Origin of the sequence: Flavobacterium sp. KACC 22758 (assembly GCF_028736135.1) — a bacterium.
In the GTDB taxonomy this organism is placed as follows: Bacteria; Bacteroidota; Bacteroidia; order Flavobacteriales; family Flavobacteriaceae; genus Flavobacterium; species Flavobacterium johnsoniae.
The window spans coordinates 5,489,769-5,504,521 of sequence record NZ_CP117878.1 but is presented as its reverse complement, the minus strand read 5'-3'; the positions used below and the strand labels follow the sequence as shown (position 1 = coordinate 5,504,521).

The 14,753-nt window shown below is 34.4% G+C and carries 15 protein-coding genes; 8 read left to right on the top strand and 7 right to left on the bottom strand.

The annotated features are described in order from the left end of the window. Positions 1-21: 21 nt before the first annotated feature. The 3 genes from tnpA (at position 22) to PQ462_RS23490 (ending at position 2,234) form a co-directional block, all read left to right on the top strand. On the top strand, positions 22-456 hold the full coding sequence (tnpA, locus tag PQ462_RS23500; protein ID WP_274251820.1) for an IS200/IS605 family transposase: 435 nt from the start codon (positions 22-24) through the stop codon (positions 454-456). Positions 457-762: 306 nt separating this feature from the next. Continuing rightward, complete coding sequence (locus PQ462_RS23495) at positions 763-2,004, top strand: peptidase U32 family protein (protein WP_274251819.1); 1,242 nt, start codon at positions 763-765, stop codon at positions 2,002-2,004. Further along, on the top strand, positions 2,004-2,234 hold the full coding sequence (locus tag PQ462_RS23490; protein ID WP_012022989.1) for a ferredoxin: 231 nt from the start codon (positions 2,004-2,006) through the stop codon (positions 2,232-2,234). Before PQ462_RS23495 ends, PQ462_RS23490 begins: the two co-directional genes overlap by 1 nt. Before the next feature lie 51 nt (positions 2,235-2,285). Here PQ462_RS23490 and PQ462_RS23485 read toward each other — a convergent pair whose 3' ends face one another. The 7 genes from PQ462_RS23485 to PQ462_RS23455 all read right to left on the bottom strand — a co-directional run bounded on the left by PQ462_RS23485 (position 2,286) and on the right by PQ462_RS23455 (position 8,644). Next, positions 2,286-3,329 (bottom strand): XAC2610-related protein, encoded by a 1,044-nt coding sequence (locus tag PQ462_RS23485; protein ID WP_274251818.1) that lies wholly within the window; start codon positions 3,327-3,329, stop codon positions 2,286-2,288. 18 nt (positions 3,330-3,347) lie between these two features. Then, the gene (locus PQ462_RS23480) at positions 3,348-4,091 is read right to left on the bottom strand and encodes a hypothetical protein (RefSeq protein WP_274251817.1); all 744 of its coding nucleotides are present in this window, start codon (positions 4,089-4,091) and stop codon (positions 3,348-3,350) included. A gap of 86 nt (positions 4,092-4,177) precedes the next feature. Continuing rightward, positions 4,178-4,732, bottom strand: coding sequence for a hypothetical protein (locus PQ462_RS23475; protein WP_274251816.1), 555 nt, complete (start codon positions 4,730-4,732; stop codon positions 4,178-4,180). 9 nt (positions 4,733-4,741) lie between these two features. Then, positions 4,742-5,035, bottom strand: coding sequence for a hypothetical protein (locus PQ462_RS23470; RefSeq protein WP_274251815.1), 294 nt, complete (start codon positions 5,033-5,035; stop codon positions 4,742-4,744). 23 nt (positions 5,036-5,058) lie between these two features. After that, entirely contained in the window at positions 5,059-6,411 is a 1,353-nt protein-coding gene (locus tag PQ462_RS23465) for an ankyrin repeat domain-containing protein (protein WP_274251814.1), read from the bottom strand. Positions 6,412-6,441: 30 nt separating this feature from the next. Then, positions 6,442-7,623 carry an ankyrin repeat domain-containing protein gene (locus PQ462_RS23460; protein ID WP_274251813.1) on the bottom strand — a complete coding sequence of 394 codons (1,182 nt, stop codon included), beginning with the start codon at positions 7,621-7,623 and terminating at the stop codon, positions 6,442-6,444. A 229-nt stretch (positions 7,624-7,852) separates the two neighbouring features. Then, positions 7,853-8,644, bottom strand: coding sequence for a hypothetical protein (locus tag PQ462_RS23455; RefSeq protein ID WP_274251812.1), 792 nt, complete (start codon positions 8,642-8,644; stop codon positions 7,853-7,855). Between the two features lie 230 nt (positions 8,645-8,874). Between PQ462_RS23455 and PQ462_RS23450 the strand changes: the two genes are divergently transcribed. The 5 genes from PQ462_RS23450 to PQ462_RS23430 all read left to right on the top strand — a co-directional run bounded on the left by PQ462_RS23450 (position 8,875) and on the right by PQ462_RS23430 (position 14,630). Beyond that, positions 8,875-10,245, top strand: a complete 1,371-nt coding sequence (locus tag PQ462_RS23450) for a PSP1 domain-containing protein (RefSeq protein ID WP_274251811.1) — start codon at positions 8,875-8,877, stop codon at positions 10,243-10,245. Continuing rightward, positions 10,229-10,708: a gliding motility lipoprotein GldH gene (locus PQ462_RS23445; RefSeq protein ID WP_012022977.1), complete on the top strand. Its 480-nt coding sequence runs from the start codon at positions 10,229-10,231 to the stop codon at positions 10,706-10,708. The genes PQ462_RS23450 and PQ462_RS23445 overlap by 17 nt, the downstream gene beginning before the upstream one ends. Positions 10,709-10,718: 10 nt before the next feature. Further along, positions 10,719-13,025, top strand: coding sequence for a penicillin-binding protein 1A (locus PQ462_RS23440; protein ID WP_274251810.1), 2,307 nt, complete (start codon positions 10,719-10,721; stop codon positions 13,023-13,025). A gap of 168 nt (positions 13,026-13,193) precedes the next feature. Further along, a complete protein-coding gene (locus PQ462_RS23435; RefSeq protein ID WP_274251809.1) occupies positions 13,194-13,895 on the top strand; it encodes a CoA transferase subunit A in 702 nt (233 codons plus the stop codon). Positions 13,896-13,976: 81 nt separating this feature from the next. After that, the gene (locus PQ462_RS23430) at positions 13,977-14,630 is read left to right on the top strand and encodes a CoA transferase subunit B (protein WP_012022974.1); all 654 of its coding nucleotides are present in this window, start codon (positions 13,977-13,979) and stop codon (positions 14,628-14,630) included. Positions 14,631-14,753: the final 123 nt, after the last annotated feature.

Genomic DNA, 14,753 nt, shown 5'->3' with positions numbered 1-14,753 from the left:
TTTTTAAAACCCTAATTTACAATGTCACATTCTTTTACCAAATTATGGATTCACGCAATTTGGGCAACTAAAAATCGTAAGGAATTAATTGATTTTTCAATTGAGAAAACATTATACGATTTCATTTGTCAAGAGTTAACTGAACTCGGATGTCCCGTTAGAATTATTAACGGAATGCCTGACCATGTGCATGTTTTATTTTTACAAAATCCACAAAAAACAATCTCAGACATTGTAAAGCAAATAAAAGGAAGTTCTTCTCATTTTATGAATAGAGGAGAATTTATCCTTGAAAAATTTGCTTGGCAAACTGGCTTTGGCGCTTTCTCTGTAAGTGAATCTCAGTTGGATGCTGTTTACAATTACATTAAAAATCAAAAACAACACCATCTTAAAAAAAATGCTCAAGATGAATTTGATGAGTTTGTAAAATTGTATGGGTTGGAAAATAAATGATTGCTCTTCGACATATTTCCCGTGTTTGAAACCACGGGTTATATTTGAAAAACATTCTTAGAGAAAAACATAGCCTGCGGTTTCAATCTCAGGACGCAATGAATGTCCGCAACGATACGTTCCCCGTGGTTTCAACCACGGGCTATATTGAAAAAACATGCGCTAAGAAAACATAGCCTGCGGTTTCAACCGCAGGACGCAATGAATGACTACCACAAATAATTTTTAAAATATAGACTATGATAAAAATCATAGAAATCTAATCTATACCCACATTATTTTTGTCATTTGAATAATAAATCAAAAATGACTATTACAAACAAAATCGAACTCATGTCTCCAGCGGGAGATTTTGAGTCGCTTCAGGCTGCCTTAGATAATGGCTGTGATTCAGTATATTTTGGAGTTGAACAGCTTAATATGCGTGCACGTTCGACAGTGAATTTTACGATTGATGATTTAAAAGAAATTGCCAATCGATGCGAAGACAAAAAAGTTCGAAGCTATTTGACTTTAAACACTATTATTTACGATCATGATCTATCAGTTGTAAAAACCTTATTGACAAAAGCCAAAGAAGCAAACATTACAGCTGTAATTGCATCAGACCAAGCCGTAATTGCAATGGCAAGATCAATTGGAATGGAAGTTCATATTTCAACCCAATTGAATGTAACTAATATTGAAACCATTAAATTTTACAGTCTATTTGCTGATACAATGGTTTTAAGCCGAGAATTAAGTTTGCGTCAAGTAAAAAACATCACAGACCAAATTGAGAAAGAGCAGATAAAAGGACCAAATGGAAATTTAGTCGAAATCGAAATTTTTGGTCATGGTGCTTTGTGCATGGCGGTTTCAGGGAAATGTTATTTGAGTCTGCATTCGCATAATTCATCTGCAAATCGCGGAGCATGCAAACAAAACTGCCGAAAAAAATATACAGTTATCGATCAAGAAACAGGTTTCGAAATCGAATTGGATAACGAATACATGATGTCACCAAAAGATTTATGTACACTGGATTTTTTAGATCAAGTTATCGATTCTGGAATTAAAGTTTTAAAAATTGAAGGACGTGGCCGTGCACCAGAATATGTGGCAACGGTAACTAAAACGTATCGTGAAGCTATCGACGCGTACTACAACGGAACTTTTTCAAAAGAAAAAACCGCAGTTTGGATGAAAGCTTTAGAAACGGTTTACAACCGAGGATTCTGGTCGGGATATTATTTGGGTCAGGAATTAGGCGAGTGGAGTGATATTCCGGGATCTGCAGCGACTCAGAAAAAGGTGTATGTGGGTAAAGGCACCCATTATTTTCCAAAAGCTGAGGTTGGGCAGTTTAAGATTGAGGCTTATGATATTAAAATCGGTGATAAAATCTTGGTAACAGGACCAAGCACGGGCGCTCAGGAAATGATTATTGATGAAATGTTTGTAAATGATGTCGCGGGAGAAAAAGCAACAAAAGGCGATGACTGCAGTTTCAAACTGCCATTTAGAATCAGAATGTCGGACAAATTATATAAAATTGTTGAGGCATAATGGTTATCGTAACTTTACAAAGAGATAAATGTATTGGCTGTAATTACTGTGTTGAAATGGATCCCGTGCATTTTCAAATGTCTAAGAAAGACGGGAAATCGGTTCTCATTCATTCGCAGAATGCAAAAGGCTTTTATACTTTAAAATCTCCAAATCATACTATTGTCGAAAGTTGTGAATTGGCAGCGAAAGCCTGTCCGGTGAAGATTATTACAGTTAAGGAAACTTAGAAATATATAAAATAAAAACAGCTGCAATCTGCAGCTATTTTTATTGAGTTGTTATTCTTTTATCACATTTTTAAAATCGGTATTTGCTAATGCTGCTAAAGTTCCAGTTTTAGCTGTTCCTTGCCAATCAGATAATTTCCCATTTACATAAATTTTAATGCCTGTTTTGGTTGGAGTTTCATATGCGATATATTTTATGGGACCGCTGTTGAATTCTAATTCATAAGCAGTATTTTTTTTTCTAAATTTAAAAGTCGATTTGTCTGCTTTTTCAGGACTTGATGGATAGGCAAAAGAGATAAACTTATATTCGTCATTTTGTTGAAAGGCATAGTACAGGATATCTTTCGCTTTAAATAAAAGCACCCGTCCTTTTCCGTTTTTAGTGTCAAAAGAAAACACTTTGTTTAAGCCTGGTTCATAAACTGATAAGGTTGTAACGGAAACCCAGTTGTTGTCTTTCCATTTTTTACCTGTTATTGTTATAAACGGAGAAAATGCATCTGCTCTTTCCTCAAAAGCAGCTATCTCTTTTGCTTCTATACCGGAAATACTGTAGTAAGAGTAGACATGAAGCGCCGCTCCGCCGCTGCTCGAAGTAATAACACGTTTGTTTTTAGAGTCAATTTCAAATGATCCACCTCGTACACAATAAGCATCGTTATATAAGCGGCTAATACTTGGACTGCTGAGAAAATTGCCTGGTGTATTGATAAAAACATGCGCTGTTGCCTGAGCAGTATAACAGCCATCATCGTTTATTTCGGTTTCATGGATTACAATGTCTTTTCTGCCATCAAAGTTTACATCACCCAAAACACGAATGTTACTTTCTGGAATACTTTTGAAAGCCGTGATTTTAGCTGTTTTTAGTGTTTCTGATTTAGAAAGTTCAATCGAACCATATTCGAGTACTGTTTTCTTAGTTTGATTCTCTGTAAGTTTATAATATTCTTTTGTTTCTGAATCTTTAGTTTGTTTCACAAAGTACAAAGTATAATCCTTTAGGAAATCATTTACGATATATGCTTTTTGGGCGCTTACATTATATATTTCTGCAAAAAGAAAGAGAACGAAGCATAATTTTATTTTCATAAAGTTGTTGTATTAAAATTATTCATCAAAAAAACGCAGTTCATCAAAATCTTTGATTTCAGATAATTTCATAAGTTTGCTTCTGACGATTTTAGTTTCGGTTTTTTCAAAAACTTCTTCACCGCTGTCAGCATTTTCGTTTGTATTTACATTTGTTATCTTTTTTCTAGTAAGGAAATTTATACTAGTTTCGACATTTACTACAGGTCCGTTGTTACTGCTGGAATCATAACCAATAAGTGCTAAATCATTGTCCTGAAGCCTGAACATGTATTGCCAATATCCATATCTTCCGTATCCATAGCTTATAAATAATTTGTCTTTGGTTATTTCAACGCTTAATTCCGGAGCAAAGTAAGCGCCGCCATCTTCATTTTCAGACGAAAAACAATCATAATTCTTAACAGCAAGTTCATAACCTTCATTTTTGTTTAAAAGTACAATTATACCTCTGCGGTTGCGGTCTAGCTGGCCGCGATTTTCATCTTGAATGACTTTGCTTTTATCAGTTCCTTTAATAATAAACAAAAGATCATCAAGTTTGTCTTTGTTTAAATCTCCGTATATGGTATCAAAAATGACATAACCTTTTGGTACAAATTCTTCTGGACTTTTGCCTTTCTCAACTGTCGAAGCATTATCTTCTGAAATTTCTTCTGGATTGTTTAAAGTTTCAACGGTTGATGTTTGTTTTTCTTTTTTACATGCAGCAGCTCCAGATAATAGTAGAAGTATACCAATTAATGTTAAATATTTATTCATATAGTTTTAAGGTTAGGTTTTTTTATGATTTGTTTGTGATTAAATAAATAGAAAAGGCAAAATCAATATTTCATTGCAGAAAGGGTTTAAATTTCATCAAATTGTACCTCTTTATATCGCTCAAAATAGATGCTTTCGTCAATAACTGATCCGTTTGAAATCTGTTCCACAATTTTCTGTTGAAAATCAATTTCTTCTTTAAGCAGATTATTCCAGTATTCAGGGTTATCAGAGAAATTTTCGTAATAGTCCAAAATATCAATCACCAATAAAAAGTTGTAAACGGCATATTCTGATTTGTCGTAAGCACGTACAGAATTTTCTAAACCGCTTATAATGTTGACTTCCATAGGATCGAGTTCTTCAAAATTTTCAGCATATTCATCTGTTTCGGCATCATAGTTTTTTAATGCATCTTTAAAATACTGAAGAGTATTATTCTCTAAGTCCTGAATCAGTTTTGATTTAGAAATTTTAATTTTTAAATGATGTTCGATACATTCCACTGTTTCAGGCAATAGAAAATAGAATGGAATAAAGGCTTTACCAATACTTTTTCTTTGATTAAGATTTAACTGCTTTAATTTGTCTTCTAAAAATGCAGTGTGCTTTGAGATTACAGATACAATATCAAACATCATTTTATGGTTTTAGGATTTTACTTTATTTCTGATGAACATCTTTTTTAGCTTTTTATAAATTTCAAAAATCAGCATTGTAATTATAAAAGCGAATACAATATCAATAACTAGATTTAGAAAAATGAAACGTGTCATTTCTGAAGCTGGAGCAGGATAAACCATTTCACTATAAAGAATATAAAAACGAGCAGGAAAACCATACGCGTCATTTCCATCAACCTGTCTATGTAAACTGGCGGTTGAAAGAGTAAGTACAGTAAAAACAGATACCGTTAATAAAGAGATCCAGATAGTTTTTCTCATTGCAAAATCTTATAAATGAAAATTTAGCCTTTTAAAATTTTACTTTTCTCACTTTCAAATTCTTCTGATGTTAAAATGCCGGCATCCAGAAGTTCTTTTAAATCCAGTAATGCCTTTTTCTTTGCTTCCATAGAATTTGAAGAATCAGCTTTTGGTGCTTCACTTTGCGGTGTTGTTTGTATAGGGTTTACGACCGTTCCCAAAGGAGCATATTTTAAGATTAATTCTGTAATTTCATTAAAACCTTTTACGTTTGAATAGTCAATTGCTTTTTGCTCTTTCACGTTTACGATTGATGCATCGGCTTTATTGTCAAGCAGATATTTTACAACATCTTTCTTTCCGTTGGCAGCACTGTAGTGAAGAGGCGTATTTCCAGACTCATCTTGAATATTGATATTCGCTCCGGCTTCAATAAGCAGTTTTACCATACTTAAATTACCTTTTTTTGTAGCAACGTGCAAAAGGCTTTCTCCGCCATAGTTATATGAATCGCTGAGTGTAAAACTAGAATCGTTAGCGATATTAGATGCACTTACAACCCAATCCAGATAATCGTTCATTGATGCTGTATCGCCTGCGACTGGTTTGCTGTAATTTACATCAACACCATTTTCCAGGAACAAAGCCACAATTTCTTTCTGATTATTTGAACAAGCATACCAAATAGGAGAATATCCATTGTTGTTTGATGTAAATACGTCGGCACCTCTTTCTACCAATAATTTGGCAAGCATTCTATTGGTTTCATAACAGGCAATTAAAAGAGCATTTTCTCCGGCATGGTTGGTATGATTGACCTCGGCACCATTGTCTAAAAGCAAAGTCACCATTGGAATCGATTTGGTGTAACAAGCATAAAGTAATGGCGTATTTCCCTGCTTATCCGTTACATTAATATCGGCTCCTTTGTCTAAAAGCAATTGTATAATTTCTCTGTTTAGTCGTGCAGATGCCAATATAAGCGGAGTTTCTCCATTGTTGTTCAGTAAATTAACATCAATACCAGCTTCAAGCAACTTTGTTGCAATTTCAATTTGTGCTGTCTGAACCGTTAAATGCAAAAGGCTGTTTCCGCTTTTGTCATTGATTTCGATTTTTGCTCCATTTTCTAAAAGATACAAGGCAGTTTGTTTTTGCTTTTGAAGACAGGCAAAGAACAAAGGCGTTTCGCCTTCATGATCTTCATAATCTAAATCTGCACCATCTTCGCATAAAATTTTTACAATATCCAGATATCCTCTATGTGCGGCATAATGAAGAGCAGTTCTTCCTTTTTCATCGGTATATTTTACATCTACTTCTTTATTTTGAAGAAGTAATTCGGCTATTTTTCGGTTGCCGTTTTCACAGGCAATTATAAATGACATTGACATATAATCTTGATTTTATATAATTTCTAAAAATTAGGCTTTCATTAAAAGTTCAACAGTTTTTATTTTCAAATTATCTGTAGAAGCAAGTGTTAAGGCTGTTTCGTCTTTATCGTTGCTAATGTCTTTATCGGCGCCATTTTCAAGCAGCAGCTTTGCTTTTCTATAGATTTCTTTTGCAGCTTCGGCATCATAATTTACATTGTATGCGCAGACTTTGTGTAAAATGGTGTTTCCTTGATTGTCCTGTTCGTTGATATCAATAGAGCCGCTGTCTAATACAGATTTTAGAATACCGGATTTTTTCTCAGCGATGTAATCTAAGCCCGATTTTGGATTTCCATAATATAAAGCGCTGTGTTTTAAGTCAGCACCATCAGATAATAATCTTTGCAGTGAATTCAAGTCATTTTCTGAATCAGACATCATGCGGATAAATTCGGTCAGCAAAGTTCTTCCGTCTTTATTGATGCTGTTGAAATCAGCAGAAGATGATTCTGCTAAAAGTTCATACATTGGCATAGAAAATTGTTCGCCAGCGGCATAATAAAATGAACTGTTTTCCTGATTGTCTTTTTCGTTAGGATCGGCTCCGTTTTCTAATAACAATGGAATGTATTCTTTTTTGTTTCTTTTCACTGCATACATGAGAGGCGTAGTGCCAACAACATTTTTTTCGTTGATGTCAACTCCGTTTTCAAGAAGAGTTTTGATGTATTCTTTCCCTTTCTCTGCATTTAGAGAATAGTTGTTTACAATTTTATGAATCAAATTTTCCTGTGCATTGTTTTTATATTGAGCATTACAGCCAAAATCTTCTATTAAACTTTTAATGATTTCCGGAACGGCTTCCTTTTCGATGCAGTAACCCAACAAAGTCTGGTCGCTTATTTCGTCATTGACATTGTCCATTTTCGACATTATTTCTTTGAAGAAAGCCAAAGACTCGTCATCTCCTTTTATATTTCGCGCTAATGAACTGAAAATCGATTTATCAAAACTGTCTAATTCGTAAATATCAGTTTCTATAAAGCCAGCTTTTATCAAAGCTTCTACAAGATCAAGAGCTTTTGCATCAAAAATTTTGGCGGTTATCTGCGAAAAGTTGTTTTTAAGATATTGCTCAGAAAAGGCTTCGCCATTTTTAATAGCTTCTCTCGCGGCATCTAGATTTCCTTGAAAAATGTACTGTTCGATAATGTTTTGTGTGTGCATGTAAAAAATATTTTGAGTTGAAATATAAACGCAATTTATACTCTCACGAATTTTAAATTCATGAGAACGTAATTCATGTTGTAAGATAAAACATAAAATTGTTAAATATATTTCAGAATAAAAATTTAAAATGCCTCTTTACGGCATAAAATTGACAGAATAAGGTTTTTTTGAAGAAATGATGTTTTAAAACAGAAATAAAAGTGCTGAAACGAAGTTGCAGCAACTTTTATAACCCATATGTTTGGGCTTCAATTTTATTTAAATCTGAAATCATGATTTGGTAATTCTCATGATTTTGAACCTGATTTAAAAAATTAAGCGAAGCCAGAGTTTTTTCTTTTACATCTTCCATGATAAATCCGTTTACTTTTAAGTTTGTAAAACCAATTGATACAATTGCGTTATGATCGTAAACTAAAAAATGTAAATTTTCATTGTCTTTATTTTCATTATAATCATAACTCTCAACCTTGATTTCATTAATAAACTGGATAAGATGAAAGTTGTTTGAATCATCTTCTTGTAAAAATTTCTCCGTTTCGATCATAGCGTCAAAACCGGCATCATTACCAAAAGGCGAATAAAAGTCACTTATACTGAAATAAAAATCAGATTTAAAGTAATCATTGAATGAAGGATGTACAGTTTTTTGATTTAGACCAATTTCTGTATCATAATAATATTCCAGAAGATATTTTGTTATGTTTTCCCATTGATTTAAATCAGGTAAATTGCCCTCGTAATATTGCCTGAAAATATGTAAACATTCTGTTTTTGTGACTTTTTCAATTCCATATTGCGAAAAATCATTGTCGTATTCCAGTCTTATTTCCAGCGTAAACTTTTCTTTGTCTGTAACTATTGCTTGTAAATAAATAGCTTTATCAATAGCAGGGTCATTGTTTACAATGATAAAATCGTCAATGTTTTTACAATTATTTATTTCACTTTCAAGAGTATCGAAATTTTTAAGTTTAGTTTCTTTTTCGATTCGGTTTGTAATTATTGAAAACGGCATGATTTTAATTTAGATTTTTAATTGTTTTATAAGGTAAGTCTTTTTTTTGCAGTATGTTTTTTCGATTAAACTTAAAAAAAAGAAAATATTTGAAGCTAAAAAAAAGAGCATTTTTTATTTAACACCCCTTTAGAACTAATCTATAAATGGCAAAATAAAAAAAATACTATCTTTACCGATCAAACGTTTATGAACTTAAGCTGCATTCTGGCAGCACTACATATATAATTATGGCATGTACAAGTTGTTCAACCTCAGATGGCGGCACGCCTAAGGGTTGTAAAAATAATGGGAGTTGCGGCACCGATAGCTGCAATAAATTGACAGTTTTTGACTGGCTTTCGAACATGAGTCCGTCTAATGGAGAGGCGATTTTTGATTGTGTTGAGGTTCGTTTTAAAAACGGACGTAAGGAATTTTTTAGAAATTCAGAAAAATTAAGTTTAAGCATTGGCGATATTGTAGCAACTGTTGCTTCGCCTGGTCATGATATTGGAATTGTTACTTTGACAGGAGAATTGGTTAAAATTCAAATGAAGAAAAAAGGAGTTAATCCAGACAGTAATGAAGTTCCAAAAATTTACAGAAAAGCATCTCAAAAAGATATCGATATCTGGTCTACAGCACGTGACCGTGAAGAACCAATGAAAGTTCGCGCACGTGAACTGGCAATTCAGCATAAATTGGAAATGAAAATTTCGGATATTGAATTTCAGGGAGACGGATCGAAAGCTACTTTTTATTACACAGCAAATGACAGAGTCGATTTTAGACTTTTAATTAAAGATTTTGCAAAAGAATTCAGCACCAGAGTCGAAATGAAGCAAGTTGGTTTCCGTCAGGAAGCAGCTCGTTTGGGCGGTATTGGTTCTTGCGGACGTGAACTTTGCTGTTCAACATGGCTTACAGATTTTAGAAGTGTAAATACTTCGGCGGCACGTTATCAGCAATTATCACTTAATCCGCAAAAATTAGCCGGACAATGCGGTAAACTAAAATGCTGTCTAAACTATGAGTTAGATACTTACATGGACGCTTTGAAAGATTTTCCGGATTACGATACCAAACTCGTAACCGAAAAAGGTGATGCTGTCTGCCAAAAACAAGATATTTTTAAAGGATTAATGTGGTTTGCTTATACCAATAATTTTGCAAACTGGCACGTTTTAAAAATAGATCAGGTAAAAGAAATTATTGCCGAAAACAAACAAAAAAACAAAGTTTCTTCTTTAGAAGATTTTGCAATTGAAGTTACTTCAGAACCTGAAAAAGACTTTAATAACGCAATGGGGCAGGAAAGTTTAACACGTTTCGATCAGCCAAAAAGAAAGAAAAAACCAAACCGCAAGAAAAAGCAAAATGCTGAGAGTGCAGTTGTTGCTGCGCCGGAAAAACCAAAACAGGCAAATAACAACAACAATAAACCAGCAGGCGGAAACCCAAATCCGCAGAATAAACAGAACCCAAATAAACCAAATCATAAGAATAAGCACAAAAATTCGAATAATTCAAACAATCCGAATAAGCAGAATTCAAATGATAATAAACCAGCTGAACCTAGAAAACCTATAATTATCACAAAAAATGAGAATAAAAAATAGCGGGATTCTTCTTTTGGCAGCGATACTTCTTTTTTCGTGCGATAAAAAAAGAGTATTCGATGAGTACAAATCTGTTGGAAGTGCCTGGCACAAAGACAGCGTTGTAACTTTTGACCTGCCAGTTTTAGATTCTACCAAAAAGTACAATTTGTTTGTAAATTTGAGAGATAACAACAATTATCCTTTCAATAATTTATTTTTAATTGTGGCTATTGAAACACCAAGCGGTTTTACAAAAGTTGATACTTTAGAATACCAAATGGCAAACCCGGACGGGACATTAATGGGGAACGGTTTTACTGATATTAAAGAAAGTAAACTGTACTACAAAGAAGATGTGAAGTTTAAAGGAAAGTACAAAGTTCATATTAAACAAGCTGTTAGAGAATCAGGGAAAATTCCCGGAGTCGAGGCTTTAGAAGGTATTACAGACGTAGGTTTTAGAATAGAACAAAAAGATTAGAAAAATAGTTATGGCTGCTAAAAAAAACAATCAAACCAATACCACAAAGGATATTAATTACTACAAAAAGAAGTTCTGGAGAATCTTCGCCTATTTCCTGTTAGGAATTCTGGCATTTTTCTTATTTGCTTCTTGGGGACTTTTCGGTTCAATGCCTTCTTTTGAAGATTTAGAAAACCCAGATTCTAATTTAGCTACCGAAGTTATTTCTTCGGATGGAGTTGTATTAGGTAAATATTTCAAAACCAATAGATCACAGCTTAAATATTCTGATCTCCCAAAAAATTTAGTTGAAGCTCTGGTTGCTACCGAAGATGCTCGTTTTTATGAACATTCAGGAATTGACGGTCGTGGAACTTTAAGAGCCGTTTTTAGTTTAGGTACAAACGGAGGAGCAAGTACATTGACACAACAGCTTGCAAAACAGTTGTTTCATGGAGAAGGTTCTCGTTTCCTGCCTTTCAGGATCCTGCAAAAAGTAAAAGAATGGATTATCGCCATTCGTTTAGAAAGACAATATACCAAGAATGAGATTTTAGCAATGTATTGCAACGTTTACGACTTTGGAAATTATTCAGTAGGAGTAAGCTCAGCGGCCCAAACCTATTTCTCAAAAGAGCCAAAAGATTTAACAACCGACGAATCGGCTATGCTGGTTGGAATGTTCAAAAACTCTGGATTATACAACCCGATTAGAAATCCTGAAGGAGTAAAAAACCGTCGTAATGTGGTTTTGGGGCAGATGGTGAAAGCAAAAATGATTTCTGAAGCTGAAAAAGAAAGATTACAGGCTTTACCAATTGCATTAAAATTTAAATTAGAAAGCCATCGTGAAGGTACAGCAACTTATTTTAGAGAATATCTTCGTGATTACTTGAAAAAATGGGTAACTGAAAACAAAAAACCAGACGGATCTGATTATGATATTTATAAAGATGGTTTAAGAATTTATACTACCATTGATTCGAGAATGCAGTCTTATGCAGAAGAAGCGGTTTCTGAGCACATGAAAAACTTGCAGCAGCAGTTTTTTATTGAACAAAAAAACAATAAAAATGCACCGTTCGTAAACATTACTCAGGCTGAGACAGACAGAATCATGATGCAGGCAATGAAAAACTCTGTACGCTGGGCTCAAATGAAAGACGCAGATAAAAGCGAAGATGATATTATCGCTTCTTTCAAAATAAAAACAAGAATGCGTGTGTTTACCTGGAAAGGAGAACGTGATACTGTTATGACACCGCTGGATTCTATTCGTTATTACAAACACTTCCTGCAGTCAGGATTAATGGCAATGGAGCCTCAAACGGGTAACATTAAAGCCTGGGTTGGAGGAATCAATTACAAATATTTCCAATACGATCACGTAGGTCAGGGAGCAAGACAAGTAGGATCTACATTCAAACCTTTCGTTTATGCAACTGCAATCGAAGAATTGAATATGTCTCCTTGCGATTCTATTCTTGACGGGCCTTTTATGATTCATAAAGGACGACACCACGTAACAGAAGACTGGGAACCAAGAAACTCTGACAATAGATACCGCGGAATGGTAACCTTAAAACAAGCTTTAGCAGCTTCTATTAATACCGTTTCTGCTAAATTAATTGACAGAACCGGTCCAGAAGCCGTAGTTGATTTGACAAAAAAGCTTGGTGTTAAAACAGAAATACCAGTTCAGCCATCAATTGCTTTAGGAGCTGTAGATATTACAGTTGAAGACATGGTTGCGGCTTACAGTACCTTTGCGAATCAGGGAGTTTATGTTAAACCACAATTTTTAAGCAGAATCGAGAACAAAAGCGGTGAGGTAATCTATGAACCAATTCCGGAATCTCACGACGTTTTAAATAAAGATATTGCCTTTGCAGTAATTAAACTGCTTCAAGGTGTAACAGAAAGTGGTTCAGGTTCACGTTTACGTACACAAGGCGGCGGAAGCGGAGATAATCGCTGGACAGGTTATCCGTATATGTTTACAAATCCAATTGCGGGTAAAACCGGAACAACACAAAATCAATCAGACGGTTGGTTTATGGGAATGGTTCCAAACTTAGTAACCGGAGTATGGGTTGGATGTGAAGACCGTTCAGCACGTTTCAAAAGTTTAACTTACGGACAAGGAGCAACTGCAGCTTTACCAGTTTGGGGTTATTTCATGAAATTGTGTTATGGAGATAAAAACCTTCAGGTTTCTAAAGGAGAATTTGAACGTCCGGCAAATCTTTCTATAAAAGTAGACTGTTACCAAAGACCTGCTATTGTAAAAGATACGACACAGACAGAACAAAACACAGACGAATTCGAGTTGTAAAACTTAGAATCAGTTTTAAAATAGAAACATCCTTTTGTACTTTTCCGGATAAGGAAGATTGCAAAAGGATGTTTTTTTATGGTTCAATTTATTTTTTACGAAATCGTTATAATTTAATCTAAAAATCTTATTTTTATCAAAATTATACAGTAATAAAGATCATTTGTTATGATAACAAAAAAAGTTAATAATGTTCAGGAAGCAATTACAGGAATCGAAACCGGAATGACAATTATGTTTGGCGGATTTGGTTTGTGCGGTATTCCAGAAAATACAATCGCTGCATTAGTAAATACTCAAATTTCAGATTTAACCTGTATTTCAAATAATGCAGGTGTAGATGATTTTGGTTTAGGTTTGCTTTTGCAGAAAAAACAAATCAAAAAAATGATTTCTTCTTATGTTGGAGAAAATGCTGAGTTCGAACGTCAGATGCTTTCTGGAGAACTGGAAGTTGAATTAACACCGCAGGGAACTTTGGCTGAACGCTGTCGTGCAGCTCAGGCAGGAATTCCGGCATTTTTTACACCTGCTGGTTACGGAACCGAAGTTGCCGAAGGCAAAGAAGTACGTGAATTTAACGGCAAAATGCATATTATGGAAGAAGCCTTTAAAGCAGACTTTGCAATTGTAAAAGCGTGGAAAGGTGATGAAGCTGGAAATCTTATTTTTAAAGGAACTGCAAGAAACTTTAATGCCTGCATGGCGGGAGCTGGAAAAATCACTATTGCCGAAGTTGAAGAACTGGTTCCTGTTGGAACTCTGGATCCAAATCAAATTCACATTCCCGGAATTATGGTACAGCGTATTTTTCAGGGAGAAAAATTTGAAAAAAGAATTGAACAGCGAACTGTAAGAACTAGAAATTAGATAATTGAGATAATGGGACAATTGGATAATTGTTTTTGAATTATCTAATCATCTAATTTCCAAATTGACACATTAGAAAATATGTTAACAAAAGAAGATATAGCAAAACGAATTGCAAAAGAAGTTAAAGACAGATACTTTGTGAATCTGGGTATTGGAATTCCTACTCTGGTTGCAAATTATGTAAGAGAAGATATTGCGGTCGAATTTCAAAGTGAAAACGGCGTTTTAGGAATGGGGCCTTTTCCTTTTGAAGGAGAAGAAGATGCTGATATTATTAACGCTGGTAAACAAACCATAACAACATTGCCTGGAGCAAGTTTCTTCGATTCGGCTTTTAGTTTTGGAATGATCCGCAGCCAAAAAGTTGATCTAACTATTTTGGGTGCAATGGAAGTTTCTGAAAACGGAGACATTGCCAATTGGAAGATTCCCGGAAAAATGGTAAAAGGAATGGGAGGCGCAATGGATTTGGTGGCTTCTGCCGAAAATATCATTGTGGCTATGATGCACGTTAATAAAGCAGGAGAATCTAAAATCCTAAAAAAATGCACCTTACCGTTAACTGGTGTAGGATGCGTAAAAAAGGTTGTAACTGAGCTCGCAGTTCTCGAAGTCACTGAAAAGGGTTTTAAGCTCTTAGAACGAGCGCCAGGTGTGTCTGTTGAGCATATTATTGCTTCAACTGAAGCAGATTTGATAATTGAAGGGGAAATTCCGGAAATGGATATCTAAATAAATAAGAATTTTACGAAAAATTGAAAAGCCGGCATTAAGCTGGCTTTTTTTGTAAGAATAAATTAAAATTCTGTCCATAAAACTGACTTATTTTTGAGTTTTGTGCTGTTTTTCAGTTGT